Source organism: Blastomonas sp. AAP25 (genome assembly GCF_001295965.1).
GTDB classification, from domain to species: domain Bacteria; phylum Pseudomonadota; class Alphaproteobacteria; order Sphingomonadales; family Sphingomonadaceae; genus Blastomonas; species Blastomonas fulva.
The window spans coordinates 55,290-79,377 of record NZ_LJHP01000016.1 but is presented as its reverse complement, the minus strand read 5'-3'; the positions used below and the strand labels follow the sequence as shown (position 1 = coordinate 79,377).

Annotated in this window: 38 protein-coding genes; 1 reads left to right on the top strand and 37 read right to left on the bottom strand. The window is 62.9% G+C overall.

Going from position 1 to position 24,088, the window contains the following annotated elements:
• Positions 1-5: 5 nt before the first annotated feature.
• The 14 genes from IP68_RS12470 to IP68_RS12405 all read right to left on the bottom strand — a co-directional run bounded on the left by IP68_RS12470 (position 6) and on the right by IP68_RS12405 (position 10,859).
• A complete protein-coding gene (locus IP68_RS12470) occupies positions 6-413 on the bottom strand; it encodes a hypothetical protein (protein WP_054135324.1) in 408 nt (135 codons plus the stop codon).
• 19 nt (positions 414-432) lie between these two features.
• Positions 433-1,029, bottom strand: a complete 597-nt coding sequence (locus IP68_RS12465; RefSeq protein WP_054135323.1) for a glycoside hydrolase family 19 protein — start codon at positions 1,027-1,029, stop codon at positions 433-435.
• The gene (locus IP68_RS12460; protein WP_054135322.1) at positions 1,029-1,379 is read right to left on the bottom strand and encodes a hypothetical protein; all 351 of its coding nucleotides are present in this window, start codon (positions 1,377-1,379) and stop codon (positions 1,029-1,031) included. Before IP68_RS12460 ends, IP68_RS12465 begins: the two co-directional genes overlap by 1 nt.
• Positions 1,376-3,190, bottom strand: a complete 1,815-nt coding sequence (locus IP68_RS12455; RefSeq protein WP_054135321.1) for a hypothetical protein — start codon at positions 3,188-3,190, stop codon at positions 1,376-1,378. Before IP68_RS12455 ends, IP68_RS12460 begins: the two co-directional genes overlap by 4 nt.
• A gap of 9 nt (positions 3,191-3,199) precedes the next feature.
• Positions 3,200-3,613 carry a hypothetical protein gene (locus IP68_RS12450; protein WP_054135320.1) on the bottom strand — a complete coding sequence of 138 codons (414 nt, stop codon included), beginning with the start codon at positions 3,611-3,613 and terminating at the stop codon, positions 3,200-3,202.
• Positions 3,614-3,630: 17 nt separating this feature from the next.
• Positions 3,631-5,520: a hypothetical protein gene (locus IP68_RS12445; protein ID WP_054135319.1), complete on the bottom strand. Its 1,890-nt coding sequence runs from the start codon at positions 5,518-5,520 to the stop codon at positions 3,631-3,633.
• Positions 5,517-5,942 (bottom strand): hypothetical protein, encoded by a 426-nt coding sequence (locus IP68_RS20250; RefSeq protein ID WP_156318119.1) that lies wholly within the window; start codon positions 5,940-5,942, stop codon positions 5,517-5,519. Before IP68_RS20250 ends, IP68_RS12445 begins: the two co-directional genes overlap by 4 nt.
• The gene (locus tag IP68_RS12435) at positions 5,939-6,547 is read right to left on the bottom strand and encodes a hypothetical protein (protein WP_054135317.1); all 609 of its coding nucleotides are present in this window, start codon (positions 6,545-6,547) and stop codon (positions 5,939-5,941) included. Before IP68_RS12435 ends, IP68_RS20250 begins: the two co-directional genes overlap by 4 nt.
• On the bottom strand, positions 6,547-7,131 hold the full coding sequence (locus IP68_RS12430; protein WP_054135316.1) for a hypothetical protein: 585 nt from the start codon (positions 7,129-7,131) through the stop codon (positions 6,547-6,549). Before IP68_RS12430 ends, IP68_RS12435 begins: the two co-directional genes overlap by 1 nt.
• Positions 7,128-9,155, bottom strand: a complete 2,028-nt coding sequence (locus tag IP68_RS12425) for a hypothetical protein (RefSeq protein ID WP_054135315.1) — start codon at positions 9,153-9,155, stop codon at positions 7,128-7,130. Before IP68_RS12425 ends, IP68_RS12430 begins: the two co-directional genes overlap by 4 nt.
• Positions 9,152-9,448, bottom strand: a complete 297-nt coding sequence (locus IP68_RS12420) for a hypothetical protein (RefSeq protein WP_054135314.1) — start codon at positions 9,446-9,448, stop codon at positions 9,152-9,154. Before IP68_RS12420 ends, IP68_RS12425 begins: the two co-directional genes overlap by 4 nt.
• 29 nt (positions 9,449-9,477) lie before the next feature.
• A complete protein-coding gene (locus tag IP68_RS12415; protein ID WP_156318117.1) occupies positions 9,478-9,897 on the bottom strand; it encodes a hypothetical protein in 420 nt (139 codons plus the stop codon).
• Positions 9,898-9,959: 62 nt separating this feature from the next.
• Entirely contained in the window at positions 9,960-10,442 is a 483-nt protein-coding gene (locus IP68_RS12410) for a hypothetical protein (RefSeq protein WP_054135312.1), read from the bottom strand.
• Between the two features lie 18 nt (positions 10,443-10,460).
• Positions 10,461-10,859, bottom strand: coding sequence for a phage tail terminator-like protein (locus IP68_RS12405; protein WP_054135311.1), 399 nt, complete (start codon positions 10,857-10,859; stop codon positions 10,461-10,463).
• Between the two features lie 68 nt (positions 10,860-10,927).
• On the opposite strand from IP68_RS12405, the gene IP68_RS20245 reads away from it, so the two are divergent.
• Positions 10,928-11,242: a hypothetical protein gene (locus tag IP68_RS20245; protein ID WP_197275802.1), complete on the top strand. Its 315-nt coding sequence runs from the start codon at positions 10,928-10,930 to the stop codon at positions 11,240-11,242.
• On the opposite strand, the gene IP68_RS12395 is transcribed toward IP68_RS20245, so the two are convergent.
• The 23 genes from IP68_RS12395 to IP68_RS12285 form a co-directional block, all read right to left on the bottom strand.
• A complete protein-coding gene (locus IP68_RS12395; RefSeq protein ID WP_054135310.1) occupies positions 11,239-11,640 on the bottom strand; it encodes a hypothetical protein in 402 nt (133 codons plus the stop codon). The two genes, IP68_RS20245 and IP68_RS12395, sit on opposite strands and share 4 nt — an antisense overlap.
• A complete protein-coding gene (locus IP68_RS12390) occupies positions 11,630-12,637 on the bottom strand; it encodes a phage minor head protein (protein ID WP_054135309.1) in 1,008 nt (335 codons plus the stop codon). Before IP68_RS12390 ends, IP68_RS12395 begins: the two co-directional genes overlap by 11 nt.
• Positions 12,637-12,825 (bottom strand): hypothetical protein, encoded by a 189-nt coding sequence (locus IP68_RS12385; RefSeq protein WP_156318113.1) that lies wholly within the window; start codon positions 12,823-12,825, stop codon positions 12,637-12,639. The genes IP68_RS12390 and IP68_RS12385 overlap by 1 nt, the downstream gene beginning before the upstream one ends.
• Complete coding sequence (locus IP68_RS12380; RefSeq protein ID WP_054135307.1) at positions 12,822-13,193, bottom strand: hypothetical protein; 372 nt, start codon at positions 13,191-13,193, stop codon at positions 12,822-12,824. Before IP68_RS12380 ends, IP68_RS12385 begins: the two co-directional genes overlap by 4 nt.
• On the bottom strand, positions 13,194-13,454 hold the full coding sequence (locus IP68_RS12375; protein WP_156318111.1) for a hypothetical protein: 261 nt from the start codon (positions 13,452-13,454) through the stop codon (positions 13,194-13,196).
• 17 nt (positions 13,455-13,471) lie between these two features.
• Positions 13,472-13,882, bottom strand: coding sequence for a hypothetical protein (locus IP68_RS12370; protein WP_054135305.1), 411 nt, complete (start codon positions 13,880-13,882; stop codon positions 13,472-13,474).
• A gap of 3 nt (positions 13,883-13,885) precedes the next feature.
• Positions 13,886-14,248: a hypothetical protein gene (locus IP68_RS12365; protein ID WP_054135304.1), complete on the bottom strand. Its 363-nt coding sequence runs from the start codon at positions 14,246-14,248 to the stop codon at positions 13,886-13,888.
• Between the two features lie 53 nt (positions 14,249-14,301).
• Positions 14,302-15,288, bottom strand: coding sequence for a major capsid protein (locus IP68_RS12360; protein WP_054135303.1), 987 nt, complete (start codon positions 15,286-15,288; stop codon positions 14,302-14,304).
• Between the two features lie 14 nt (positions 15,289-15,302).
• Positions 15,303-15,752 (bottom strand): hypothetical protein, encoded by a 450-nt coding sequence (locus IP68_RS12355; protein ID WP_054135302.1) that lies wholly within the window; start codon positions 15,750-15,752, stop codon positions 15,303-15,305.
• A gap of 1 nt (position 15,753) precedes the next feature.
• Positions 15,754-16,881, bottom strand: coding sequence for a hypothetical protein (locus IP68_RS12350; RefSeq protein ID WP_197275797.1), 1,128 nt, complete (start codon positions 16,879-16,881; stop codon positions 15,754-15,756).
• Complete coding sequence (locus IP68_RS12345) at positions 16,878-18,200, bottom strand: anti-CBASS protein Acb1 family protein (protein ID WP_082382336.1); 1,323 nt, start codon at positions 18,198-18,200, stop codon at positions 16,878-16,880. The genes IP68_RS12350 and IP68_RS12345 overlap by 4 nt, the downstream gene beginning before the upstream one ends.
• On the bottom strand, positions 18,200-19,459 hold the full coding sequence (locus tag IP68_RS12340; protein ID WP_054135300.1) for a PBSX family phage terminase large subunit: 1,260 nt from the start codon (positions 19,457-19,459) through the stop codon (positions 18,200-18,202). The genes IP68_RS12345 and IP68_RS12340 overlap by 1 nt, the downstream gene beginning before the upstream one ends.
• On the bottom strand, positions 19,440-19,739 hold the full coding sequence (locus tag IP68_RS12335) for a hypothetical protein (protein WP_197275796.1): 300 nt from the start codon (positions 19,737-19,739) through the stop codon (positions 19,440-19,442). The genes IP68_RS12340 and IP68_RS12335 overlap by 20 nt, the downstream gene beginning before the upstream one ends.
• Before the next feature lie 125 nt (positions 19,740-19,864).
• Positions 19,865-20,170, bottom strand: coding sequence for a hypothetical protein (locus IP68_RS12330; protein ID WP_054135299.1), 306 nt, complete (start codon positions 20,168-20,170; stop codon positions 19,865-19,867).
• Between the two features lie 9 nt (positions 20,171-20,179).
• Positions 20,180-20,713 (bottom strand): hypothetical protein, encoded by a 534-nt coding sequence (locus IP68_RS12325; RefSeq protein ID WP_054135298.1) that lies wholly within the window; start codon positions 20,711-20,713, stop codon positions 20,180-20,182.
• Positions 20,713-21,156 carry a hypothetical protein gene (locus IP68_RS12320; RefSeq protein ID WP_054135297.1) on the bottom strand — a complete coding sequence of 148 codons (444 nt, stop codon included), beginning with the start codon at positions 21,154-21,156 and terminating at the stop codon, positions 20,713-20,715. Before IP68_RS12320 ends, IP68_RS12325 begins: the two co-directional genes overlap by 1 nt.
• Positions 21,153-21,956, bottom strand: a complete 804-nt coding sequence (locus IP68_RS12315; protein WP_197275795.1) for a YdaU family protein — start codon at positions 21,954-21,956, stop codon at positions 21,153-21,155. Before IP68_RS12315 ends, IP68_RS12320 begins: the two co-directional genes overlap by 4 nt.
• The gene (locus IP68_RS12310; RefSeq protein ID WP_082382335.1) at positions 21,953-22,306 is read right to left on the bottom strand and encodes a helix-turn-helix domain-containing protein; all 354 of its coding nucleotides are present in this window, start codon (positions 22,304-22,306) and stop codon (positions 21,953-21,955) included. Before IP68_RS12310 ends, IP68_RS12315 begins: the two co-directional genes overlap by 4 nt.
• Positions 22,303-22,692, bottom strand: coding sequence for a hypothetical protein (locus IP68_RS12305; protein ID WP_054135294.1), 390 nt, complete (start codon positions 22,690-22,692; stop codon positions 22,303-22,305). Before IP68_RS12305 ends, IP68_RS12310 begins: the two co-directional genes overlap by 4 nt.
• Positions 22,692-23,045 (bottom strand): hypothetical protein, encoded by a 354-nt coding sequence (locus IP68_RS12300; RefSeq protein ID WP_054135293.1) that lies wholly within the window; start codon positions 23,043-23,045, stop codon positions 22,692-22,694. Before IP68_RS12300 ends, IP68_RS12305 begins: the two co-directional genes overlap by 1 nt.
• Positions 23,045-23,284, bottom strand: coding sequence for a DUF2312 domain-containing protein (locus IP68_RS12295; RefSeq protein ID WP_054135292.1), 240 nt, complete (start codon positions 23,282-23,284; stop codon positions 23,045-23,047). The genes IP68_RS12300 and IP68_RS12295 overlap by 1 nt, the downstream gene beginning before the upstream one ends.
• 163 nt (positions 23,285-23,447) lie before the next feature.
• Entirely contained in the window at positions 23,448-23,633 is a 186-nt protein-coding gene (locus tag IP68_RS12290) for a hypothetical protein (protein WP_054135291.1), read from the bottom strand.
• A complete protein-coding gene (locus tag IP68_RS12285; RefSeq protein ID WP_054135290.1) occupies positions 23,630-24,088 on the bottom strand; it encodes a hypothetical protein in 459 nt (152 codons plus the stop codon). Before IP68_RS12285 ends, IP68_RS12290 begins: the two co-directional genes overlap by 4 nt.

The following is a 24,088-nucleotide window of genomic DNA, read 5'->3' as shown; positions in this document are numbered from 1 at the left end:
GGAGGTTACGCCCCGCCAGCGGTGAGCGTGAAGCCGGTAATCGTGACCGCCTGCGCGACCGCGATGTTCGTGTTGTCCAACTGAAGATCCCCCCCGCCGCCCGTCGCGGTCACCGTGCCCTGAATGTGCGCGGTCGTGCCGTCGCTGGCATAGATGCGGAAGTGGGCAGCCGTGCCGGTTGCATCGGCGCTGGTATCTTCCCAGGTGCCCGCCTTGGCCTTGCTGCCGCCCGATGCCGCTGCGAGCCAGTCGCTGGGCAGGGTGAGGCTCGCCAGCACGGTGCCAGCGTCTGCAGTCGCGACGGTTGCGGGAACGGTGCCGCTGCGGATGCGCAGGATTGCCCCGGTGCCGATCGCGGTTTCGATTGCGTCGAGCGCGGCGTTGCGGCTCGCGGTGCTAAACTGAAATGCCATTGGTGTATTCCTTTCGTGCTTAGATCAGGACGCGGCGTGCGCGGGTGGTTTCTTCGATGCGGTCGGCAAGGCCATTGGTGCCGCCGTTGATCAGGCGGGTGACGCGGCGGATGTCGTCAGCGTCGGCAGCGGTGTTGATCTTGCGCGACTGCCAGTAATCCAGGGCGATACGCAGGCCGATTGCAGGGTCGGCGGCGATCTCGGGTTGCGCCTCAAGCGGCAGGCCAAGCCGTGCGCCGACGGTGCGATAGTTTGCGCGCCCGGTCAGCTGGATAGGACCGCGCCCCTTGTACCGCCGCCCGTCGCCGGGTTGCGTGTTGCCCAGATCGCGGCGCCCTTCATAGGCCGCGCCGCTGGCGATTTCCTGCATGTAGCGGAACCGTCCGCTTTCGTGGCTCAACTGCCCCATGAAGTGCGCCAGGCGCAGCGGGGTGAAGATGGCATATGCGCCGCCGTGCTGGGCAAGCGATGCGCCGATTGCCTCGCAGTTTGCCCTGTGCTGGCCGCGCGACATATACAGGCAAAGCGCGGTCATCGTGCGCTGTCCGTTGATGCCGTCGACAGCGCCGGGATTGTACCCGGCAGCCAGAAGGGCCTGTTGCAGTTCGCGGATCATCAGAACCCTCCCTTGAGCCAAGCCAGCAAGGCAGCGCCCGCCGCGATCAAATATGTCAGCGGCGATTTGCTGAGCGCATCGAGCGTGCTGCGCTCACCCGACCGCCTGTCCTTGTCGGCCTTCAGCATCTCGATATCTCGCCGCATCTGTTCGAAATCCTGAGCCTGCATGTGCGTCTCGATCTTGATCAGCGCCTCGCGGACGTGCCTGGTTTCCGTCTGGTTTTCGTCCATGGCTTTCCGCATCGAGTTGATTGAATCCTGAACCCCCCGGAGCGAATGAATGATAGCCATGCGGCTGAAGTCGGCGTCGTCCATAGCGACGAAGATGTCCTGGTTGGCGCTGGTCATGCGTTCTGCACCAGCCAGCGCGCGATCAGGCTGCCGAGGTGGTCATTGCTGAGCCCGGTCGCGTCGCTGTGCGGGTGGATGTCGTCGGGGTTCCACTGTTTGAACACCGTCTCGCCATCGGCAGGCCCGCCGACGATTTCCTGGCTGTTGAAGCCCGAGACTTCCCAAAGGCGCATCAGCGGATAGTTCGTGCGGCCCTGCAGCAGCAACTGGCCGTCAGAAATGTCATCCTCGGAGCCTTTGACGTTGTGGCCGATCAGGATGATGCGGGCGCGCGGGTTCACAGCCCAGATGCGGTTGAAGTAGAACTCCATCGCCCCAATGAACGTCGCACGGTCGAATCGCGTGCCGGGCACGGTGGTCATGTCATAGAGGTTGGAACCGACGCCGGGGCTACTCTCGCTGAAGTAGGCCCATGCCCAATCGTTATAGCCGTGGTCGAAGATGAAATAGTCCGGCACGTTGCCATCGACCAGATACGGGTCAAGGATCGCCTCATAGGACGAGCCCCGGATGACCGCCTGTTCCTCGCTCGAAAGTGCCGACGCTGCGGGCTTGGTGCCAACCACGCGATCGCGCCACTTGCTGACCCAATCGGTGATCAGGTCGGTGCACTCAGCATCGCTCTTGCCCATCGCCACGCGCAGGTTGGCATAGCTCGCGCCGGTCCAGCCATAGGTGTCGCCAGTGGTGCGCCGTGCCGCGATACCACCCCGTGCCGCGCTACCGCCGATCGCCTCGTTGAAGATGGTGAGCCCGGTTGCCGTCGCCACGCGGTCGACATAGCTGCCAGCGATGCCGTCGCCCGCCGGAATCGAAGTGCCGAACCACACCGCCGTTTTGCCGCGCAGGGGGTTCAGGCATCCCAGCGTGTCCGAAATGTCGCGTGCAAAGCTGGCCTGGGGCTCGGTGATGAACACGCGAACGTCGCGGGTGCCGAGCGTGGTCACCGCAACATGGGTGGTGCGCGGCGGTGCAAGGCGCGGGGTTGCTGGAACGCGGGTGTCGAACGCGGTGCCGACATCGTAGAATGCGGTCACCTCGCCAAACTGCCCGGTGCCGCCGTCGATGTCCTGGCCGAACACGATTGCTGCGGTCGGCGAACCATTGGCCAGCACGTTCTCGACGCGCAGATATTGCCCCGCCCTGATCTCGAAAACCTGATGCTTCCAGCTCGCGTTCGTGGTCAGGGAGCCGGTGCTGCCGTAATAGCCATCGCTCGGCGCCCATGCCTTTTGGACATACGGCAGCCCATCGAGCACGGTCTGCACCTCGTCGGCGCGGGTGTCGTCGATCTCGAGCCGCTCGACGGTGACCAACTTGCCGCCGGGGATGGCTTCGAAGCCGGGCACGGTGACGTCGAAGTTCCACGCGCTGCCCTTTGCGAGCACTGCGCCAGCGGGAACGGTGACCTGCTGGTTCTCATACCGTTCGAACTCGTCGTTCACGCCGGGGATGAAAGGCGAACCGACCAGATCGCCGTCAGCATCGAAGAACGACGCCAGCGCCATCACGTCGCCCGAGGCAATGCCGCTGATCGAAAGCACCTGCCCGCCGACAACTGCCAGCGTCCAGCGCTGATACGCCGCATTGGTCTGCGCTGCGCCGGTGTTGGGGTTCCAATAGCCGTCTTCGACCGTCACGCCCTGGTTGACGGGGTGACCGATGGCTTTTGTGGTGCTGGAAAGGACGCCTGCGGCCTCGGCTGCGCTGGCGGCTGCTGCTTCGGCGAAATCGCGCGCGGCGACGGTGTTGGGGTCGTAGAGCGCAACGCTGATGGTCTGCTGACCGAATGCGATTTCAATGGCCATGCTCGGTCCTTATGCGGGAAGGGTGATGTGGCCGGATACCGGCAGAAGCCCGCCGAACAGGCGTTCAGCAGCGCCACCCGATGGCGTCATCAGGAAGTCGAACGGGAAGTATTCGATGCCATCGAGGTCGCTGTCGGCAGGCAGGACGCCCGTCGAATTGCTTCCGGTGCCAGCAGCCAGTGAGATCGGGACGGTCGTCACGCCGTCCGAATAGGCCAGCGTGCCGATGGTGAATGCCGCAAGGATCGTGTCGCTGTCGGGGGACGAGCGCACTTGCCCGGTGATCGTTGCGCCGGAATAGTCGGGACCAGTAAGCGCGATGACGTGGCTATATGCCAACTTGCGGGTCGCGGTGGGCAAGGTCACAGGCCCCTTGTTCGCGGCGGCAAGCGATTGCAGCCACGCGGTGTATTGCGTCGTCATCGTCGAGTTTCCTTGGCTCAGGGAACGTTATAATTCGGGTCGCCGCTCCAGCCCGGTGGCGGGTCTGCGGGGATCGGGAAGTCCGTGCCGTCGCTGGTGGCTGCTGCGCCGACGAACACGTAGCGGTCGCTTTCCATCTGGGTCAGGGCGGGCCGCAGAAAGGTCAGATATTCCTCGGTGATCAGATCCCAGAACACATCGTAGAGCGTCAGCTGATCGAGCCCGGTCAGTGTCTCGGCGGGGAAGCTGATCGTGCGGCCATCTTCCAGCGTGCCGGTGAACGCGACGATGACAATCTCGCCATCGCCTGGCGTGATTGGGAAGGTCGGGACATAGGTCCGAATGCGATAGGCACCGCGCGGATTGTTGGCCGTGCTGGCGACCTGATCGCGCTCCTCTGCGGTTTGCCCGATGACGGGGGTTGGCGGTGGAACGGCGACCTTGCCCAAGGCGAAATCGTGCTTTGCGGGGGTTTCCGATTTCAAGGTGAGACGCACCGCGAATGACAGCGGGTCGAACTCCCGCTGCATGATGACGGCCTGCCCGGTGTAGCCCAGCAATTCGCTGTCGATGGTGATCGTCTCTCCGGGCTTATAGAAGCGCCACGATTGATTGGCTGCGATCTCGATCGGCCCGATTTCGCGCGTATCGGTCAGCGCATAGGCGGCAAGCTGCCCGGCCTGCGTTGCATCCTTCACCAAATTCAGCGGCCAGACTTGTGTAAATGCCTGCCCATCTTCCTCGCGATAGGTCGTGCCGATGATTTCGTCGGCGGTGATCTGCTCCCAATTATGGGCAGGGCTGATATACTGCGGGCGCACGCCGTTCATCCGATCGCGCACAGACTGGACCGCGGTCGCGTTGCCGCCTTCCTCGAGCCAGTCGTCGTCCGTCATCGTTGCCAGCGACACGCGCGGGCGATGCCAGTCGAACGACAGCAGCGCGCCAGCTACAAGCCAGCGACCGCCGCCGGCTGCGCAGATGTCGTCGAGATTCTGGACCCGCTGCGTCTGAATGTCGTTGCCCTGACCGCCCTCGTAGATTGTCCCGTGCGCTTCCCACCCGTTCGCGTCGCAGTCGTTCGCCCAATCGACGATGGCAGCCCAATCGATGCCAGCCGCACCGATGCCGATGCCGAAAATCTTGATGCCGTCCTGATACCGGCCATAGGCATAAGTCCCGGCATGAAGCGCGGGGCACGTCGAGTAGACATAGGTGCTTTCGTCGCCCAGCCTGCAGGGGCCGTCACCACCCGGATAGGTGTCATCGAGGCGCGCATCATAGACCTTTTCGCCCTTTAGGATTGCGCCATGAAGCGGCTGCCCGCTTGCAAACACCTTGCCGTCACGGTCGAACTTATAGTTGGACCCGATGGCTGCGCAGCCCGATAGCTTGCTGGCAGTCGTCCAGCCTGGCGCAGTGCCATAAGGCGGGACCAGCGCCGCGCTCTCAGGGCGCAATCCAAGCTGGCTGACGGAATCATAGAAGCCCGTGAAATAGCCGCCGATCGGCTCAAAATCGAACTGCTCTTCAACGATTTCCTCGACAGGGCCGACGCCAGAAAAGACTTTGACCTGCCATAGGAACGGGTTTTCGACCTTTTTCAGCGTCTCGCCATATGCGACCTGATGACGCAGCACGCCGCCGCTAAAGCTTTCGCCAATCATGTAGGGGCGCGGGGGCTCTGCAGCGATGATGACATTGGTCGCAGAACCGCGCGCGGGAGGCTTTGGTGCTGCAAGCTGGCTGAACGTCGTGAACGCCACTGCGGCCGCAGCTGCGAAAGGCTGATGCGGGCCGGGGATGGCAGCAGCGATCGCCAGCAGCGCAGACGTCGCCTTGTCGCCAATGATGAGGCTGATCGGGGATGTGATGATCTTCCCGATCTTGGCAAGGCCTCTGCTCATAGCCGCCAAGCACCTTCTGCCATGCGGATGCCATCATCGCCGATGTCGACGAAGGTGCAATCCGGCACCGATTCATGCCAGCCAAGGAACTTGGACTTATCGGCCTTGATGTAGATCGCGTGAAAGCCCTGATCGCCGGGTGTGGCCATCATGTCGCCAACCCGCATGAATGCGACCGGGATGCGCAGGAACATGCCGTCGAGCAATTCAGGCAGGCTTTCTGCGCCCGTTTCCCTCAGAGCCTTCATGGCACCGAGGGCCGACCGAAAACGCGGCACGATTGGTAGATCATGGCCCATCTGCGACGCATGGAAGCGCGCCAGGTGGATGCACGTCCCTTGTCCCGTCCAGTCAAAGGGCTTGCCGATAAACCGTTCCGCCGTTGCAGTAGTGGCCAGCCGGCGCTGCTCGCTCTCCCTCATCGTGCGAACTCTTGCCCCGGGAACGTCGGAATCCCGACAGCAACACTCGGGCCGCTAGCAAAGCCGCCGCCGGAAGGTGGCCCCTTGACGCCCCAAGCGACCGAAACAGCCAGCCCGGTTGCGTTGTCGTGGCCCGTCTCGCCGGGGTAGATCGACTTGTGAAACGTGCTGCTCAGCCCGTTGCCGGTGTCCTTGTAGAACATCACCTCGAGCTCGGGCGTGGCAGTGATCGACACGTTGAATTGTCGGAACGATGCCTGCACCCGCGGCTGATCGACAAAGCCGACGAACCTCAGTTCAGGCGTGCCGACAACCTCGCCGGTGTCAGTGTCATATTCAGCAACCCACAGACTGACGCGGCTTTGCTGGATCGCTCCAATCGAAAGCGAGGTTACAGACACCAGCGAAGGCGGGGCGAACGTGATGTTCAGCGCTGGGATTTCCTGCCCGATGCCCTCTGACAGGCTGTCTATGCTGATAATCTGGCCAAGCAGGTCGTCGTCGGGCGAATAGGTGTCGCCGTCGAACGTCGTGATCCCGCCGTCGTTCAGCAGCACCGTGGCGTCAGGCAATTCGATCTTGAGCAGCCCCGTGATGCCGACCATCAGCGGGTTTCCTCAATCGTGAATTCGATCGGCACAACCTGATCAACAGACAGCGACCAAGCCCATTCGTCGCCTTCAACCAGGCCCTCGACGATCGGCACGGCAAGGTTGATGGTGGCGCCGTCGAGGAACGGGAAGCGCAGCAGCTCATTCAGGACGACAGACATTTCGCCGCTGGCATCAGCCCGCGCACCCGTCTTGACGTTGTGCAGATAGCTTCGGCCCGCCGTGTCTGTGATCGAAAGCCAATAGCCCTCGCGGCAGACATAGCCGGGTGTCAGCCCGCGAATAGGCAGGGTCTTGCCCTCGTGCCCTGCGCCATCCACGACAGGCGCACCCGGCGCGCCCTGGCTGACCAGCAGCGGGTAGGGGATGCGCACGCCTTCCTGCTTCCCAGCGATCAGCCGAGAAACCATGACGCGGCCCTGCTCAGGGTGAAACGGCCCATAAGTGCAGGCCAACTTGTAGCGCGAGCCCTTGCGATCGATGCGACCAAGGGATGCGACGCCGCGTTGCGTGAAGCCTGCGTCGATGAATACCGGCGTTGCAGATCCGCGAACGGCGAAGTCGGGCAGAACGATCATCGGCGCACCGTCCTTCTGCCGCTATTGGCCTGGCTGGTTTGCGCCTGGATCGCGCCAGCGTTGGCTAGCGCCGGGGCTGCGTTCACGATGCGGCCATCGACAACCACGTTGAAATAGGGTGAGGGGATGACATCGACGCGAGTGGTTCCGCCGCCCTGTCCGCGCGTGTGGTCGAGCACAGTCTCGCGCGGGTGAAGCATGGCCAGAAACCCGCCTTTGCCATCCATACCGCCCGAGCGCGCGCCTGAGCCCGTATAGCCGCCGCCGTCGAAACTGCGCGGCTTGTTGATGCTGGTCTGCACGCTTTCACCAAACGCGCCCATGCTGCCCAACTGCAGGCCAAGGCCAATCACAGACTGCAGGATGTCGAGGAAGTCGCCGCCTCGTATTGCGTTGGCGAGATTGCTTAGCGACTGCATCGTGGCGGTGGCCATGTCCTTGAAAGACTCGGTGACCTGAACGGCCGTCACCTTGGCCTTTTCACTGAAGCCACCCAGCGCCGCTTCCCAATCCTTGAACTGTGGAATGATTTCGGCGGGCAGGATGGCCCCGTAATCGATCTCCGACTGCAGGGCGTTGGCCTGCTTTTCCAGCGCCTCGCGTGCGCGGACATAGGCAGCATCTCCGACCTGCGACCGGATGGCCTCGAGCGTTGCCATCTCCTTTGTCAGGCGGTTGATTTCGCCCTGCAAGGGGAACAGCCGGTCCATTATGCCGTCGATGTCGGCCTTCATTCGATCGGCTGCGGCCTTCGTATCGTTGGCGGCGACTGTCATTGCACGCCCGGCGCTTCCGGCGCCTGCCGACACACCGCCGAGGCTCACGCCCATGTTTTTGAGCGTGGTCGTGGTGGTTGCCATCGTCGCGTTCGATCGCGCGATATCTGCGGACAGCGAGCCGCCAGTGCCGAACATGGCTGCGAAGCCACCAGCAGGGCCGCGCAATGCCTGGTTGCGGGCAGTGGTGCCGCGCTCGGCTGCGCCCAAGCTGCGGACAAGGCCGATGATGCGCTCGAGGTAGCCGATAGCGGGGATCATGCGCTTGATGAACTCCCAGAGTTCGGAGCCCGCGCGGGAAATCCCGCCTACAAAGTTGAAGTTGAAGGCGTTGCCTGCCGCGACCGCATAGCCCGAAAGGATCTGCAGGCCGCGTGCGAAGTCGTTGATGGCGACCATGTTGATGTTGATGGCCTGTGCCGCATTGGCCAGCATTGTGATAAACTGGGCGACCGCCGAGATCAGCGGGGTGAACACGGGAAGCAGCTTCGTTCCAAGCGCGACCTGCAATTCCTCGACCGCTGCGTTCATGGTCTTGATCTGGTTCGCAGCACTGCCGCCCGTGCGCTCGACATCGCCCTGCGCCGCGGCAAGCTGTTCCTGAATGATCGCAGCGCGCGCGACGATCTTTTCCTGATCGGTCAGCACGCCGCTGACACCGCGCAAGCCGAGCTCTGCCGCCTTTGCCTGCACTGCCGCCTCTGACAGGAACACGCCGACCGCGCGCAGGGGCTCGGCCTCGCCGATAAGCCCGCTGAACAGCTTCTGCTGCGCGACCTCATTCGACAGGTTCTTGAAGCTGGCGAGATCCTGCGTCAGGACCGCGAACTGCTTGGACAGTTCCGCAGCCTGCGCCGGGTCCAGCGCCTTGCCGAACAGTTCCTGGAATGCCAATGCGCCGCGCTGGATTTCCTGCGTCGAGCGGCCCAGCGCATTGCCGGTTTCCTCTGCCCAGGCGCGGACATCTTCGGCCATGTTGCCAAAGACAACCTCAAAGGCGCTCTGCATTTCCTGCGCATCGATAGCCGCTTGCACGGACGCCTTGCCGAAGCTGATCGCCATATCGGCAGCGCCGAGCGCCACGATCGCAGCCCCGGCTTTCTTGAAGGCCGAAGCCATCATGCCTGCCGAGGAATCGACTTCGCCCGCCGTCTTGCGCGACTGCCTGCCGAGGTTGTCCAGATCGCGCTCGCCGGACTTGAGGCCGCGCGTGTCGGCATCGAGAACAAGGCGCGCAAGATCGGTCATGCTTTGCGCTCCATTGGTGCCATGCGCAGAGGATTGCGGTCAGCAACCTCGATGCAGAATTGACGGGACATTTCGACGAGACAGGACGCCTCGGCGGGGTGCAGGTCGGTGCCTGACATGCGGGCGAATGCCGCAATCTCTGCCCATGTGAATGGGACAGCGCCTGACAGGCCATCGCCTGCGCGCCCAAGCTGCAACCAGATGTCGGCTAGCCGTTCAGTCGGGGGCAGATCGGGGATTTGCTCGCCGTGCATCTGAGCGCGGGTTTCTTCCTGGCCATCAGGCTTGGCCATCAGCCACCCGACTTGCGCGGCGAACAGTGTCAGTCGGGATCGGACTCGAAAAAAGGGCTTTGCGCAGCTGCCGCATCCTTCGCGATCGCGCTTGCCATGCGGAACAGCGGGGCCTTGGGCTGTGCCATGTCTTTCAGGGTTTCGTCCGAGAAGGGCAGCGGCTCACCGCCCTTTTCGATATTCTCCCAACCGCGCACCGTCTTCAGCAGATAGTTGCTGATGCACTTTTCCGCCTCACGGTCCAGCTCAGCCAGCCGCTTTTCGGCTGCCCGACGCTGCTCACGGTTCGGCGCAACTGCAAGCTGCGCTTCGATGGCGCCGTACAAGGCACCCGCGCGAGCGATGGCCTTTGCGGCATCCTCGACGCCCGGCTCTGCCATCGACGCCACCAGCACCCGGCAAGGCCCCTGCTGCTTGTCCATATCGGCAAACAGCAGGGTGTCGCCCATGCGCAGTTGAACCCAATATTCCTTGTCAGCAGCCTCGCGCAGATCGAGGAGGTCGAAATCCATTATGCGGGCTCCGTGGCATCAACGGTCAGCGCGTTCTGCTTGAAGTTCACGCTGAAACCCTCGTGGCTCGTGTCGTCGCCCTGGATCTCGATGTAGCTGTGGAAATAGCCCTGCGCGTACTGCACCGGGTCGCCAGCAACCGGCGCCTGTGCGGCACCGCTGCCCTTGACGATCTTGATCGAGCCCGCGCCCAGCGTGCCGCCAGCGTTCGCAAGGCCGCGGATATCAGCCTGGCCAGCGTCGGCAGCAACCATGCGGAAGGTTGCCGTGCTGTCGTTGCCCGAGCCAGCGCCCTTGATGCCAGCAGTGAAGCCAGTCTGCAGGTCGGGCACGTCGATGTTGTTATGCGAGACACCGAGCTGCGGCAGCGTCTGGACGCCGTTCGCCTTGACCCAGGTCAGGGCCGCAAAGCCCGCCGCGTCGTTGGTGGCGGGGAGTGCTTCTGCCACATAGATGGTCTTGCCGATATGAGAGCCGGTCATTGGTCGTGCCTTTCGTAATTATTCGGTGACGTAGGAAATGCGGACAGGTTGCCGCCAATAAGCGCCGTCCTGAAACGGGGTTGCCAGCGATGTCGGCGCGTTGATCACCACCTTGCCGGTGCCTGCCGCCAAGCGCAGCGCCTTGGGGAACCGATCGGCCACAGCCTGCGCCAGCGTGTTCGCCGCCGTGGTGAAGCCGCCGGCGGGGGTGATGACGGTGATCAGGACAAGCCCAAGCTGGTATGCAAAGCCACCCGCGATGACGGGATCCACGCTGCCGTTTGGCGCGTGGCGAAACTCAAGATAAGCCACATCGCCCGGCGTGAACGCGCGGTTCGGCCATGCGATCAGCGGAACGTTTGCCATGCCCTCGAGGCGCTGCCCGATAGCTGTTTCGATCTCGGCAAAGGTCGGCATCGCTTTCCTTTCCGCTTGACTTTGCCAGAGTAGCGCCGACGATCTCACCAACCATCATGGAGAGCGAAATGCGTATCTCATTACTAATCGTTGCGAGTATCTGCGCCTCTTCGTGCGCCTCAACTCAGAGAGTTCTGAACAAAGAGCCGTCCGACACTTTCACCAGCACCAAAAGCCCCGGCGTGGTCGCGTCCTGCATCGCATCGCGCAACAACTCGACACCCATGCAGCAAGAGGATGGCTCGCAAGTCGTGCTGATCAAGAACAACCTCTATGACGCGGTTTCGTCTGCGTTCACGATCAGGCCAGAGGGGAAGGGCAGCCGGGTTGAATACCGGCGCTCGTTCATTGCCCTCGGTGAAAGCTGGAAATCCTGCCTTTAGCTGACCTTGGCGGCGTTGCTGGCGACGATCCGCTGCCACTGCTGGGCCGCTTTGTCGCGCCAGAGCCCGCCCCCTTGGCCGAAACTCTCGGGCTTGTAGTGCCGTGCGATTGCGTAGGGCGCAGTCCATGCCACCTGGAAAGCATCGCCAAGCCGAAGCCCCGCAATGCCGAGCGTGTAGCTATCTTCGCCTTGCCCCACCTGCGCGCCGCGTAGTTCGGTTACCAGTGAATTGATGAGCCCGCCCTCGTCCACCGGCATTGACCCGCCGCGCGCGACCGGCGTTTGAGCCAGGCGGACAACATCCTGGATGGATTCCTGTGCGACCTGTAGCATCAGGCCCTTACGCTTGCGGACCGCCGCCCCCACGTCGGCGATGAACTTCCGGTTATCGGCCACTCAAGAAATCCACACGAAGTTCCTCAAAGCATCGACACTGGATCACTTGATCAGCAGCGGCCCCGAGGCTTGTGTCGCCGGGGAAAAGCATTCTGGACCCATCGGGCAGGGTGAAGGGCTCATTCATGCCGTTAACCTCTTGGCCGTTCATGGTCATGTGATCAGCCCGCGTGCGAGCATCCCCGGTGCTGTTCCAGATGCGCTTGACCGTCTCCGCGCGGATTGCCCCGCCTTCGATGCCCTGCAACATCCCCTCGCGCCGTCCAGCCCGCAGAGCCGTGATCGATTCTGTCCGCGCAATCGTGTCTGCCCGGTGCTTCAACATGCGGTCACTGTAGCGCGCCGCGATCCGGTCAATGTCTGCCTGCGCCAGTGGCTTGCCCGCGTCGATCGCCTTGCGCACGATGCCGTCAAAGCGACGATCCCGCAGCTTGCGGGTGAAATAGTTGGCGTCGAGCCCTGCCAGTTCCTCCCGCGCATTGCGGAGATAGCCAGCCTGGGGGCGCGACAGCCCGATGTAACCGCCTTGCCGGGCATTGCCGACCGTGCGGCCTGCGATGTCCAGCGCTGCCGTGCGGGGGTTCACGCCGCCTGCAATCTGCGTCCCGATCGTCTCGCGCAGCATCTGCACCTGATCATCGACGATGTTCGTCACCAACCCGCCGACATGATCGCGAGCCCATGCCTCTGCACGGGTTGCCCTGCCGTCGAAACCGAAGCTCACAGCGAACGCCGGGGCAGCTGCTGCGATAGTCTGCCCGCCTGCCACATAGGCGCTGCTAATCGCGCTATCGAACGGAAACAGGTCCGCCCGCGTCACGCCTGCAATGCGCAATGCCCGGTCGATCTCGCGCGCCTCGATTGCCGCTGCCAGATCGGTCAGGTTGATGCTGTTCGCCTTGTTGCGGATCGCCTCCAAGAAAGCCGCCTGGATGCTGGCGTCGTACTGCTTGAGCAGTTCCGCCAGTCTGTTCTGTAGACGGCGGCGGTTGGCCATTAATCAGCCACGAACAACACGGGAAAGCCGTGCTTGACGATCAGGTCCGCTGACCAGTCGGAGATCGCCTCAGCAGCCCTCCAGCTGAAAAACGAAACTGCAGCGCAGAGGATGGCGGACGCAAACGTTGCGGAATTCACCCAGCGCTTTGGCTTGGCGATCAGCTTGCCGACAACAACCATGGTCATTTCCTTGCCTGCACCTGATAGAACAGCGCAACCCCACTCGGGGCCGTCTCTTCCACGTTGATAATCCGATATGTCTCTTCGCCGATCGTCAGGGTGTCCGCGGTCGTGGGCTTCGTGCCCTGCGCTGCGATCATCACCTTGCGATCGAATGCCTGAATAAGCGTGCCGTCGATGAGCCGCTGCGGGTAGCTGGTCACCATTGCGGGCAGTTCTATTTCCTCGGGGGCGCCATAGTTCCCGGTGTCCCAGGGCGTGACCGGGTTGGCCATCGCCCGGACGAGCGTCACCGTGAACGATCCGTCGCCGACTTCGGTCGCGACCTCAGCGAGGGCTGCTGCGACTTCCGCCGCGATAGATGCGCCGGACACTCAATCCCGCTCCCGCATCCGGTCCATAAGATCCGCCTTGGCCATCTCGACGGCTCCCAGCAACGTGTTCGGCCCGATCATGCCTGCGATCGTGTGGCCTGACAGGCCATCTCCGTGCAGCGTGGCGCAGACGAACCCGACAACCTCACCGGACTCCGCTTTCGCCAGCAAATCTCGCAGATAGGCGATGCAGCCCGCGTTGGGTTCCGGCATCAGCACCGGGCCACCGCGCAGGGCGGTTACGTTCTTGTCGCTGGCCATCGGGACGAGGCTTATCATCAAAGCCCCACTGCCTTCAAGCCGATCTGATACTTGCCCGGCATGTAGCGCGCCAGCATCGCGGCAATCTTGGTGCTGGTCGGGCTGGCGTTCGCCCATGCGTCGGCGCTGTCCGTGCCGCCCGTTACCGTCCAGCGGATCGTGTCGACGCCGGTCAGAACCTTTTGCTGGGCAGGGGTGAAGGTGGTCGTCCAGAAGCCGGGGGTGGCCAGTTCGAGCGCTGCGGCTTCATAGATAGCCTCATCGACGTTCGGCGAGGTTTCGTCATAGCCGGGCAGGAAGCGCGCGATGTAGTGATAGCGGATATAGTCCGCCCCGCGCACAAGCGCCTGTTCCGATGCTGCCTCGTTGGCCACTACCAGCCCCCGCAGACCGGCATAGGTGATCCAGCCTGCGAGGGTTGCGGCCATGGCTTAGGCAGCCTTGCGGGCGGCGATCACATCGGCCGCAATGCCGGGCCACACCTGATCGCGCTCGGCTGCAGTGAAGGCGGTTTCGTCTTCGTTCAGCAGTTCGTTGACCTTGGCCACGTCCGGCGCGCCCGATGCGATGAAGTCGCCATCGGCGAGACCCATCGCGATTTCCTTGAGGCGGGCCTGGCGCTCGGCGCCACTGGTGTTGGTGACAGCGGCCTTGCCTTTGGCCTCGGCTAGGACGCGGCCCTTGTTGACCAGCCATGCCGGGACGGTATCGCCCTTGATGTCCATTTCGGTGCCGACTTCGATTTCCTGACCCTTGGCGTCATAAACGCCCTTCTGGGTGATTTCGATCTTCATGGGATTTCCTTTCGGAGCGGGGGAGGGCCGGTCACCCAACCCTCCCGCCGTCATCAGGTGGAGTGCGCGATGCCGCAGTTGTCGTCGGCGTCGAACTTGGTTTCGATCGATGCCGCAGCCATGGTGACGAAGTTGTATTCGTCTTCGGGGTTGGCGCGGAACTGTGCGCGGGTGGTCATCGGCATGCCGTTGAGCACCTGCACCACGCGGCGATCCTTCACGATAGCGATGATTTCATCCGCTGCCAGGCTGTCGGCGGGGATGATTTCACGAATGCCGCCCAGTTCCAGCACGCGCTGCGCGATGGTCTTGGGGTAGCCGGTCGTGAACTCAGTGCTGGTCGCATAGAACCAATCGTCCCACTGGACATATACGGTCGCCGGAACCTTGAAGTTGTCCGCGTGCAGCAGCTTCAGGGTAGCGGTGAACTCGGCGAGCCACTGCGCGCCGGTAGCACCGTTGAGCGTGACGCCGGTCGAGCGAGTGTTGCGCTTGGGCTGGGTGCGCAGACCGTACAGCGTTGCGCCGCCGACCACGATCCCTGCATCACCGTCGAGCGCGAGGCTTTCCAGCTTCTCGGCAACACGGCGCATGGCGTTCATGCGGCCCGCGCTGTCCAGCTGAAAGCCTTCGGAGCGTGCTGCCTCCACCTGACGCCAGCCATAGCTGAACGTGCTGTCGGTGATCGGCAGCGGCGTGCCGTGGTATTCGAACACCGGCTGATCGGTGCGCGCCTTGGAGCGACCATCGAGCGAGATGTTGACCGAACCACTGTCGCTGATCGTCTGGAAGTGATGCACCAGCTTGCCGATCGGCATCGGGGTTGCGACGGAAGCGGCAAGGTCGTTGAAAACCGCAAGCGTGGTGCGCTGCAGTTCGACGCCTTCGCGGTCCCACTGTCCCCAAACGTCCTTGGGGAGCGGAAGCGCGTTGCCGATAAGGGTCTGCCCATGCGCATTCGCAAGGGCGACCTGGGAAGCATTGAACTGGCGACGATTGGCCAGCACGAATGCCTGCTGCTCGGGAGTGAAACGAAGCATAGTCTGTGCGCTCCTTACGCTGCCGGGACGGTGTAGGTGTTGGCGATGATGACATCGACCAGATCACCTGCACTTTTCGCGCCGGGGGTGTCGCTGAAGAACGCCACCACGGGGGTGGCTGCGGTCGCGGCGGTCAGTCGTCCTGCCGCGCCGATGGTCAGGGGCGCATCCTTGGCATAGGTGGCTGCTGCCACCCGCGCCTGATAGACCTGGCCGGGTTCAAGGTGATACGCGAGACCGGTATCGCCCGAGGTGTAGGCGGTCGCCACATCCTGATCCTTGAAATCGAGATTGCCGAGGATCATGGGCAGTTTGCCCAGAGCCGTGGTGATCTGCGCAAGGGTGGTTGCGGTTTCCTCGACGAACGTGCCGGGCAGGTATGCGCCTGCGACGGGCTTGTTCGTGACGGTGCGCGGCTGCCAGCCAGTGGTGACCGGGCCGCGATAGATGACGTTGCCTGCCATGTTACTTCGCCTCCAGCGCTGCGTTGAGATCGACGCCCGCAAACTCATCGTCCGCGTTCGTGGTCATGGGGGCGCCATTGAAGCCAGCAGCCTTGCCGGGCTTGGCCTTCTCGGCCAGCTTGCGCGCAGCGTTGAGGGTCAGTTCCTTGGCGCTGTCTTCGTCCAGCAGGTTCGCCTTGACGATGGTCGCGATGTGACCGGCCAGTTCGGCGTCGTCCTTGGCCTTGGCATTCGCCTGCATGTTGGCGAGGTTGTCGGTCAGGGGCTTCACAGCAGCGTTGACCGCTTCCGTGATGCTCTTGCCGATGCCTTCCGAGAGGGTCTTGACCTCTGCGGAAAGCGAATCGAACTGTTCTTTCGATACAGTCATATCGTTTTCCTTTTCGTTGAGAGAGGGTTCCCGCCCGAAGCCGTTCAAGGCATCGATGATTGCGGATTTCATTCGCTCCAGCATTGGAGCACGCTCACGCTTTTCCAGCGCTCTGGCCAGTGAATCCACTGCCCAATCCAGATCCCGATCCGCCTCGCTCAGAGCCGAATTGATGACCTCGATTTCCTGTTCTTCGCCGGTTGCCCGGTTGACCAGCATGCCGACGCCCTGCTCGGGGGTGGCCGCGCCATCCTCGTTCAGCAGGATGGCGTCATGGTCGAAATAGATGTTGCGCGCGTTAGCGCGGATGCTGTCGTCGCCCTCGACAGGCTCGAGCTCGCAGAGCAGGCCGGTGGAAGTGTGCACCGGGCCGCCGGCCTCGATCGCGGCAAGCACCGCGCGGCCGTTTTCGCTCTGGTTGGCGACCTCGACGTCGATCACTTTGTCAAGCAGCACGCGACCACCTTCCTGGCGAGCGTTCTCGTTGTGCGCGCCGATCCACGTCAGGTTGATGCCCTCGGGCTCGCGCGCCGAGACGAACTTGCCGTTGATCAGGGGGTGACCGAACGGTGCCGGGGTGCGGTTCAGCGTGGCGAAGCTCTTGGCGATCTCCGCGGCTTCGTACCGGATGCCGTTCATCACCACGTTGTCGGGCAAGGTGGCGCTGGGCACGATGATGACATCGCGGCCATGGCGCTTTTCCTTGCGGACCGCTGCCATGTTGGCGAGCGAGCGAACGTTTACGCGGACCTGTTTCAAATCACATCTCCTTCGCGGCCCGACATCTGCGCTTCGGTCAGCGGCTGCATGTCGACGACATCGCGGATTTCTTCGGGGAGGAACGGGGCGTCCATGCCCATCTTCTGGTTGATGGCGGCCATCTTGCCGGCGCGCTCGATCTTCTCGGCCATGGTGGACTCGGTGAGCGACTGCCAGCCGACCACATATTCGCGCTCGGGCAGGATGCCGACGCGCTCCAGGCGATTGACGAACTCATGAATATTCGGGACCACCGAGTTGTTCCGGCGGCTCATATTGACCTGGGCCCAATCACGGGCATCTTCTGTGCTGGCCCGTTCGCCCGTCTGGTTGCCGACCAGAATCTTGAGCGGGCAGTTGATCGATGCTGCGAACCCCTGCAGCGCCACGTTGAAGAACTCTTCGGGCTGGGGCAGGGTGATGCCCAGAACCTCGGCCTTCATGCCCTGCAGCATCAGCAGCTTGTCGAAGCCCTTCTGCCAGTCTCCGACCTGTTCGTTCATGGCGTCGGCAACGTCTTCCTGCGCGACACCCATCGCTGCGGCCATGTCCTGCAACCGCGCATCCTTGTCGACCGACAGCACAGGCGCGCTCTTGGCGTTCTTCCAGAAGCCTTCGCCGCCGGCGCCCGCGACCTTCTCCATGGTCATCAGGTCGTTATAGCCGGGCGCCAGATACGATTCCGCGTGAACCGTGCCATCAGCCGACCACAGAATGACGCGATCGGGATGGACATTGAAGCTACGCGTGCGAGTGTCGGTCGTGACGTTGGTCGATGCACCCGGCAATTCCGCCTCGTTGAAGGCATACATGGTCGGCTGCCCGTAATTCTCGCTGGTCTCGTCGGTGTCCCATTGCGAAACCGTCAACTGGCCAGCCCACGCCGGGATGACCTCGACCAGACCCTTCAGCCCGCCGTTCACTCGGTCAACCGGCTCTTGAAACCGCTTGTTGTCGGCGAACCGCAGGATGGCACCGGCATATCCGCCGACCAGCGAGCGCCGATCAGTTTCAGCCAGGCGCTGCCACACCCGCAGATCAGCGAACCGTTCGGCGATTGCCTTCTCGCCGGTTGTGGCCAGCGGCTTTTCGTTTTCCCAAAGCGCCGGGTTGTCCTGCCATGTCTTGCCGATGGTCTTGTCGACGCCAGCGCGGGCGAACCCATTGCGCTGGTACATGGCGTAGATCTGGCTGAACGTCAGGTGCTCGGGGAATCCGAAGTCGCGATAATGGTTGTGCTTGGCGTCCTGAAAGAACCCCGGAAACATGGCTTCTATGCGCCGAACCGCGGCGTTAGTGACAAGCTGCAGGCGGCTCATCACCGGTGCTTCTTTCGGAGGATCATGCCTACTGATCCTTTCGACTTGATCATGGGGCCGATCGCATAGCGAACGGCGTCCCACCCGTGGTTGTGTGCATCAACGATGGTGCTAGTCACATCGCCAGTCAGGCGGTCGACCTTGTAGCTGTAGAGCCGCGCTTCGCTCTGCATGTTCGGGCAGTCCGGGTGGATCACGATGCGCTTGTAGGAACGCAGGTGCGCAATCCCGTCCTCGACACTGCCCGCCCATTTATCGCATGACATGGCGCGGGGTAGTCCATGCCGCTTGATGTAGCTGATCGTCTCGGGCCGCGAGTTATCCCAACGGCTTGCCTCTTGCGCGAAACCGGGGATCCGCGCTGTCACGAAGTCCGCGATCTCATCGTTCTCGACACCGACCTTGCAGGCCTCGCGCCTGATGTAGATGTCCGCGTCGTCAATCCAGACCTCGACCGCGGCAAGCGGATCCTGGCTATAGCCAAAGTCGCCGCCGTAGTAGGGGCCGTCCCATTGTGGTTCGGGTTCGAATGCCTGAACATGCACCTTGCCAGCGAACACCTGCGCATCGCTGTTGGTGAGGTATGCCCCCTCCCAAACGTGGGCATAGGTCGCAGGATCAAGCCGCTCTTGCTCCCGCCTGCGCAATGCGTCGAGGCCGGGGGGGAAGAACGGATTGTCCTGCCAGTTGATCTCCGTAATCAGCGCATTGGGCGGCGGTGCCTTGCGGAACCGTGCGTCAACCGGCGAACCAGTCCAGCGCCCATCCTCCAGCCGTGCCTCGTTGCGCGGGTTCCAGACCGCCCACAGTTCGGACCGCGCCTGGCGAAAGACGGTAGCCTCGAGGGCCAGCCAGCTATCCTCGGCAACGTCTTCCGCTTCTTCGACGATGGTCAGGTCAATCTTGGCCAGCGACTTGATGCCGGTGGTGTTGTGGCGCAGGCCGCGAAACAGAAACTCAGTGCCGTTCGCGCCGCGCAGATAATCGACGCCGACATCGTAATGCGCTTCCAGCCAAGGATAGGCAGCGATTGCTGCTTTCAGCTCGGCGTGAAACGATTCCTTGATCGACACCTGCAGGTCGCGGGTGCAGAGAACCCGCATGGGCTCGGCATACCCCCAGACCGCAGCCATCAGGGCCGCGCTGAACGACTTTGCGGACCCACGCCCGCCGTGTGTCCCCCGGTATTGAACGCTGCCGCGTGGCGGGGCGTAGATTGGAACTAGTTTCGGCGGGAGTTCAATCTCCGCCGTCGGCACCGGCAGCAGCCTTGATTACGATCGTGTCCGGCTTCGTCGCCATGCTGCCATCGCTCGACTTGTGGTCGACGGTGGCCAGTTTGGCGTGAACATACGGCGCTGCCTTGTTGGCAGCATCAAGCCGAACAGCCTGTTCGTTCTTCTCGTCCCGCATCACCGACAGCATGAAGTCGAGCGGCGTCAAACCACTCGCTTCAACTGCTTTGGTCTGGGCGAGAGTCTTCGCACTGCGCGCGCCCTTCGGACGGCCAGCGCCCGTGCGCCTACCGCCTTGGGGCATGGTTGATTTCCTTTGATATTAAATCACGCGGGCACAAAAAAAGCGCCGCAGCATTCCGCCGGGCGCATTTCTAAGCATTGCGAAATGTCTACGCGAAAAGTTCCGCCCGCGCAAGCGTGTTCCGATCAGAGACAGTCCTTCCAGCCCACCGAGATAGGGAACGCCTCGCGATACACGAATCGCGCGCCGTCACCCTGCGGCGTCAACGTCAAAACCGCGCCGGTGCCGCCGTACATGTTCTTGATCGTGAACTCGTGGCTGCCATCGGGCAGGATCGTCGCGGGGACGCGATTGGCCTGCGCCAGGCAGTACGAGACTTCGGCGAACGGCCGCGCTGTCGTCAGCGTGCGCACAGGCTCACGGGTGGCGACGGTCTGGGCCGATGCGCAGCCGGCGAGCAGGATGGTGGCGGCGAGGATGGGCAGCTTCATAACCTCCCATTACAACAACCGCAGATACATCGCCAGCCTATCCAGCGCATTGCGCATCTGCCCCAGATCCCGATCGCGCGCGCGGTGCGACAACCGCGGATAAGTGTCCTCGAGCAGAAACCGATCCATATGCTCGCGCACAGCCTGGGGCCACTGCTCGCGAGCCTGCCGCAAGTCCTGCCGTGCGCGCCATTGCGCTTCGGTGCGCGGCAATCCAGCTTCCTGCATGCCGCCAGTGGTGCGCTCGCCATAGCTGCCCGTCACCTTGGCACCGAACGCGCAGCGGTGGTGCGTGTTGCGATACCAGTCGCCGGCATACCACTGCACGAGGTTCAGCTTCTCGGCGCGGTGCAGGCGATCGAGGTGCGACATGCGGAATCGGCGAACGCTGGTGATACGCTGCTCGTTCGGGTCGATCTCTGCCGGATTGACGAACTCGCTGTGATCCCCCTTCGCCAGCCGCTCAGGCGTTGCGTCGAGGCGCGCTTCCAGTTGCGTGGTCGTGACCCGCTTGATCTTCCGGCGGCGTTGCTGCTTGGCCATCAGGCTTGCTCCCCTTCGTTTTTGGCGAACTTCCGCAGCATCCCGTCGGCGTCGAGATAGCCGCGTGTCGTCGCGATCTGGCGCCAGCGGGGCGGCCAGGCGTTGACCTGAGATTGCGGCGTCTTGCCCTTGGTCATCAACCACAGGCAACGCTCCATGCGGCGCTCTTCGCTTTCCCCGATCGGCTCGCCGCGCTTGACCCAGTGCGGCACCGGGGGAGGCGGATTGTCGAAGGCGAGCGATGAAGCCTGCCACTTTTCGACCATCTCGCGGTGGGCATCGCGCTGGGGCATTCCGTTCCACAGACGGACGCGGACTGCCTGCATGTGCTGGTTGTTGCCCTCGTACCACTCGATCAGCGCGTGCGGATTGTCCACCGGGTCAGTGAGATTGGCGCCGCCGCCAGATGCCGAACTGCCTTTAACTTTATCGAGATAGCTCATGCCCTTAGCCTTTGTGCAAGTTGACCGATTTGTGCGACGTTGGAGCCCTCGCGGCGGCGCGGCGGGGGAGTGTCAGGCTCGGCATCATCGTAAAGCCCCTCCCGCAGCTTGGTCAGCTTGGAGGGCTCCAAAATGTATTCGATGCCGCCGCGATAACCCCGGTCGTTCTTGCCGGTCAGGAATGACGACAGCCCGGCGCGCCCGCAGCATTCGCGCATTTCCTCCAGGCCATGCTCGGCAATCCGCGCCTTGGCCTTTCGCCGCCGGTCAGCGTCGATGGCACGGCAGGCGCGCAGGTTGGTCATCCCGGCGACCTCGTTCCATGTGCTGATCAGTTCATCGATAGGATCGGGAGTGGCTTCCCCTGCAAGGGGTAAGGGGTTCTCTTTCTTATCTATTCTCTTCTCTTCTATAGGCTTAAGGGTCGCTTGGCCTAAGTTGCTGTTTTCCTTGGCTTGCCCCGCATTTTCAGCGCGCTTTCGTCCACCTTTCGCACCGCTTTCGGCTTGATTTCGGCGCTGTAACTCGGACGAAACCATCTCCAAATCAGCGCGAACATTGCTCAAAAGGCCATCGGCGGCGTAGATTTTGCCGGTATCGATCAGCCTTTGACGAAGTGCATTCCACTTGCGGATCGAGACACCGCACACGCCGGAAAGCCAGCGCGCGTCATCGGGGATGGGTTTGCCTCGATCGTAAATTAGGTCTAGGCAAAGCGAGTAAGCGCCCTTTTCCTCCAGCGTGAGGCTCATAGTGCCGTGGATGAAATCGGCGCCGCAGCGCTTATACCAGCGGCTCACCCGACCAGATCCCGAACATGCAGCGCCTCATAGACCACATCGAACTCGGCGTGCTCGGCGCACTCCCGCAGGTCAGGGCACCGCCGCAGCCGATCCATGATCAGGCGCTGGCCGTGGATGATCGTGCTGTGATCGCGACCGCCGAGCATCTGGCCGATCTGCGGATAGGACAGGTCGGGGCGATACTGGCGAATGAGCATCGTCGCCATGTGCCTGGCGTTGACCAGTGGTGTGTGGCGGCGCGGGCTCTTCATGGCATCGACGCTGACACCGGTATGGTGCGAGACTATCTCGATGATCCGCCGGGCTGTGATGGCAGCGCGTGTTGGCGCCGGGTCCGTCATCCTCATGCAACTTGCTCCCAGATAGGGCGCATCGATCCCGCGCGCCTTCCGTTGAATCCTGGCCTCTCGGCGCGCAGATGGGCCATGGCGCGCTGCTCGCGCTCACGCTGGACGGCACGCGACCGAGCCTCGATCTCGGCTTCGCTCAGCCTCGCTGTTGTGACGGCCTTGCGATGCGGCGTTTCGATCCCGCCGGGGTTGGCGTCGATCACATCGGCCAGCTTCTGCAGCACGCGGTCGTTGACCCTCGTGCCGTTGCGGACGTTGTATTTCACCATATCGTTGACGCCGGCAGTGCGGCACAGGACCGGGTATTTGGTGCCGGTTTCAGCGCACCAGGATTCCATCTTCTGAATGAATGCCAGCTGCTTGGGGTGGGGTTCTCGGGCCATCAGAAAGCCTCCACCAGCCAGCGCTGCGCATCGGACTTCTTGCCCTTGCGAACCGCGGTGAATTCGAACGGATACTGATCAGCGGCGACCTTGATCTTGACCCGCGCGTCATCGGCCCAGAAGCCCTTCACCTCGCGGCACTCCATCAGCCCGTCGCGATTCAGCACCACGAAATCGGGGGTGTAGAACGTGTTGTCCGCCAGCCGCAGCTTGACGCCCTCGAAGCGATACCAGAGCACGTCGCCAGCGATCAGGGCAGGCTTCAACACCTCGGCCTCGTATGCTGCCTCGGTCTTGTTCATCTGGCCCTTGGGGAGGCGCCCAAGCGCCTGGAAGGAATGCTTGCCGCGCATCAGAAGCCGAGCCCCAGCTGCACGCCATAGAGCTCGACCATCGCCGCGTGGGCTTTGCGCTTTTCCTCGTCCTGCCCAAGCAGCTTGATGACCTCGCGCAACGCGGCCTTGTCATAGCCCTGCGATGCGGCCTCGGTGTAGGTGTCGCGGATGTCGTCGGAGACGCCTTTGCGCTCATCGATCAGGCGGGCAATGCGGTCTGCGAACAAACGCAGTTGCTGGTCGGTGGTGTTGCTCATGATGCACTCCGAAGGTTGTGAAAAAATGGCAGAACCAGCTTTTGCCGCGCGTTGCTTTGCAGCAGGGGAGGAGACACCCTCGCGCCCATCGGCAATGCCGGGAGAGTTACCGATCCCGAGCTGGTTGGTATCGCCGCTGCCCCGGCGTGGGAGGTTGTGGTCATCAGAAGCGCTCGACCAGATCCCGGCGCCCCATGCGCTCGGCAATCTCCAATGCCTTCGCCCTCACAGCCTGGCGCTCGGTGACGCACTGCTCTGCGCGCTGTGCTGCTGCCATGGTGGAGAGGGTGCGGGCGGCGTCGGATGCGGACACGCGGCGGGTGAAGAGGAGGCGGAAGAGGCGGGTCATTCGCCGCACCCCCGACCAATCTTGCCGGTGTCGCGCGCGTCCACAAAATCGAACCACGGCACCCAGCCTTTCGGGCAATGGAAGCCCCATTCGCGAACCTTGGGACCGGTCATGAACATGCTGATGGCTTCTTCGCCCGGCAGCATTTCCAGACGGTGCGCATCCTTGGCGCGGCGGCTGACTACATCGCCGACCTTCCGCTCGATCGGGCTAGACATGGCCGGAAGGTGCTCAAGATACCGACCGCCGAGAACGACGCTCACATTGTCCCAAGGGTGATCGTGCAGCGCGCGGTCATCGTCGCTGTGCATGATGCGGTGCAGGTAGACGTTCGCAAACTCGTTGCGCGGGATCGCCCACCAGCGGTGCATATAGTCATCGCCGATCACGAAATCGCGCGGGCGGCTTGCCATGATGCCAGCGGCCCATGCCTGCATCTGTTCGAGGGTGGCCAT

What these genes read in the sequence shown, in the direction of transcription:
- IP68_RS12470 (WP_054135324.1), bottom strand. Translation starts at nt 413, where the DNA reads ATGGCATTTCAGTTTAGCACCGCGAGCCGCAACGCCGCGCTCGACGCA.
- IP68_RS12465 (WP_054135323.1), bottom strand. Translation starts at nt 1,029, where the DNA reads ATGATCCGCGAACTGCAACAGGCCCTTCTGGCTGCCGGGTACAATCCC.
- IP68_RS12460 (WP_054135322.1), bottom strand. Translation starts at nt 1,379, where the DNA reads ATGACCAGCGCCAACCAGGACATCTTCGTCGCTATGGACGACGCCGAC.
- IP68_RS12455 (WP_054135321.1), bottom strand. Translation starts at nt 3,190, where the DNA reads ATGGCCATTGAAATCGCATTCGGTCAGCAGACCATCAGCGTTGCGCTC.
- IP68_RS12450 (WP_054135320.1), bottom strand. Translation starts at nt 3,613, where the DNA reads ATGACGACGCAATACACCGCGTGGCTGCAATCGCTTGCCGCCGCGAAC.
- IP68_RS12445 (WP_054135319.1), bottom strand. Translation starts at nt 5,520, where the DNA reads ATGAGCAGAGGCCTTGCCAAGATCGGGAAGATCATCACATCCCCGATC.
- IP68_RS20250 (WP_156318119.1), bottom strand. Translation starts at nt 5,942, where the DNA reads ATGAGGGAGAGCGAGCAGCGCCGGCTGGCCACTACTGCAACGGCGGAA.
- IP68_RS12435 (WP_054135317.1), bottom strand. Translation starts at nt 6,547, where the DNA reads ATGGTCGGCATCACGGGGCTGCTCAAGATCGAATTGCCTGACGCCACG.
- IP68_RS12430 (WP_054135316.1), bottom strand. Translation starts at nt 7,131, where the DNA reads ATGATCGTTCTGCCCGACTTCGCCGTTCGCGGATCTGCAACGCCGGTA.
- IP68_RS12425 (WP_054135315.1), bottom strand. Translation starts at nt 9,155, where the DNA reads ATGACCGATCTTGCGCGCCTTGTTCTCGATGCCGACACGCGCGGCCTC.
- IP68_RS12420 (WP_054135314.1), bottom strand. Translation starts at nt 9,448, where the DNA reads ATGGCCAAGCCTGATGGCCAGGAAGAAACCCGCGCTCAGATGCACGGC.
- IP68_RS12415 (WP_156318117.1), bottom strand. Translation starts at nt 9,897, where the DNA reads ATGGGCGACACCCTGCTGTTTGCCGATATGGACAAGCAGCAGGGGCCT.
- IP68_RS12410 (WP_054135312.1), bottom strand. Translation starts at nt 10,442, where the DNA reads ATGACCGGCTCTCATATCGGCAAGACCATCTATGTGGCAGAAGCACTC.
- IP68_RS12405 (WP_054135311.1), bottom strand. Translation starts at nt 10,859, where the DNA reads ATGCCGACCTTTGCCGAGATCGAAACAGCTATCGGGCAGCGCCTCGAG.
- IP68_RS20245 (WP_197275802.1), top strand. Translation starts at nt 10,928, where the DNA reads ATGCGTATCTCATTACTAATCGTTGCGAGTATCTGCGCCTCTTCGTGC.
- IP68_RS12390 (WP_054135309.1), bottom strand. Translation starts at nt 12,637, where the DNA reads ATGGCCAACCGCCGCCGTCTACAGAACAGACTGGCGGAACTGCTCAAG.
- IP68_RS12385 (WP_156318113.1), bottom strand. Translation starts at nt 12,825, where the DNA reads ATGACCATGGTTGTTGTCGGCAAGCTGATCGCCAAGCCAAAGCGCTGG.
- IP68_RS12375 (WP_156318111.1), bottom strand. Translation starts at nt 13,454, where the DNA reads ATGGCCAGCGACAAGAACGTAACCGCCCTGCGCGGTGGCCCGGTGCTG.
- IP68_RS12370 (WP_054135305.1), bottom strand. Translation starts at nt 13,882, where the DNA reads ATGGCCGCAACCCTCGCAGGCTGGATCACCTATGCCGGTCTGCGGGGG.
- IP68_RS12365 (WP_054135304.1), bottom strand. Translation starts at nt 14,248, where the DNA reads ATGAAGATCGAAATCACCCAGAAGGGCGTTTATGACGCCAAGGGTCAG.
- IP68_RS12360 (WP_054135303.1), bottom strand. Translation starts at nt 15,288, where the DNA reads ATGCTTCGTTTCACTCCCGAGCAGCAGGCATTCGTGCTGGCCAATCGT.
- IP68_RS12355 (WP_054135302.1), bottom strand. Translation starts at nt 15,752, where the DNA reads ATGGCAGGCAACGTCATCTATCGCGGCCCGGTCACCACTGGCTGGCAG.
- IP68_RS12345 (WP_082382336.1), bottom strand. Translation starts at nt 18,200, where the DNA reads ATGAGCCGCCTGCAGCTTGTCACTAACGCCGCGGTTCGGCGCATAGAA.
- IP68_RS12335 (WP_197275796.1), bottom strand. Translation starts at nt 19,739, where the DNA reads ATGCCCCAAGGCGGTAGGCGCACGGGCGCTGGCCGTCCGAAGGGCGCG.
- IP68_RS12330 (WP_054135299.1), bottom strand. Translation starts at nt 20,170, where the DNA reads ATGAAGCTGCCCATCCTCGCCGCCACCATCCTGCTCGCCGGCTGCGCA.
- IP68_RS12325 (WP_054135298.1), bottom strand. Translation starts at nt 20,713, where the DNA reads ATGGCCAAGCAGCAACGCCGCCGGAAGATCAAGCGGGTCACGACCACG.
- IP68_RS12320 (WP_054135297.1), bottom strand. Translation starts at nt 21,156, where the DNA reads ATGAGCTATCTCGATAAAGTTAAAGGCAGTTCGGCATCTGGCGGCGGC.
- IP68_RS12310 (WP_082382335.1), bottom strand. Translation starts at nt 22,306, where the DNA reads ATGAGGATGACGGACCCGGCGCCAACACGCGCTGCCATCACAGCCCGG.
- IP68_RS12305 (WP_054135294.1), bottom strand. Translation starts at nt 22,692, where the DNA reads ATGGCCCGAGAACCCCACCCCAAGCAGCTGGCATTCATTCAGAAGATG.
- IP68_RS12300 (WP_054135293.1), bottom strand. Translation starts at nt 23,045, where the DNA reads ATGCGCGGCAAGCATTCCTTCCAGGCGCTTGGGCGCCTCCCCAAGGGC.
- IP68_RS12295 (WP_054135292.1), bottom strand. Translation starts at nt 23,284, where the DNA reads ATGAGCAACACCACCGACCAGCAACTGCGTTTGTTCGCAGACCGCATT.
- IP68_RS12290 (WP_054135291.1), bottom strand. Translation starts at nt 23,633, where the DNA reads ATGACCCGCCTCTTCCGCCTCCTCTTCACCCGCCGCGTGTCCGCATCC.
- IP68_RS12285 (WP_054135290.1), bottom strand. Translation starts at nt 24,088, where the DNA reads ATGGCCACCCTCGAACAGATGCAGGCATGGGCCGCTGGCATCATGGCA.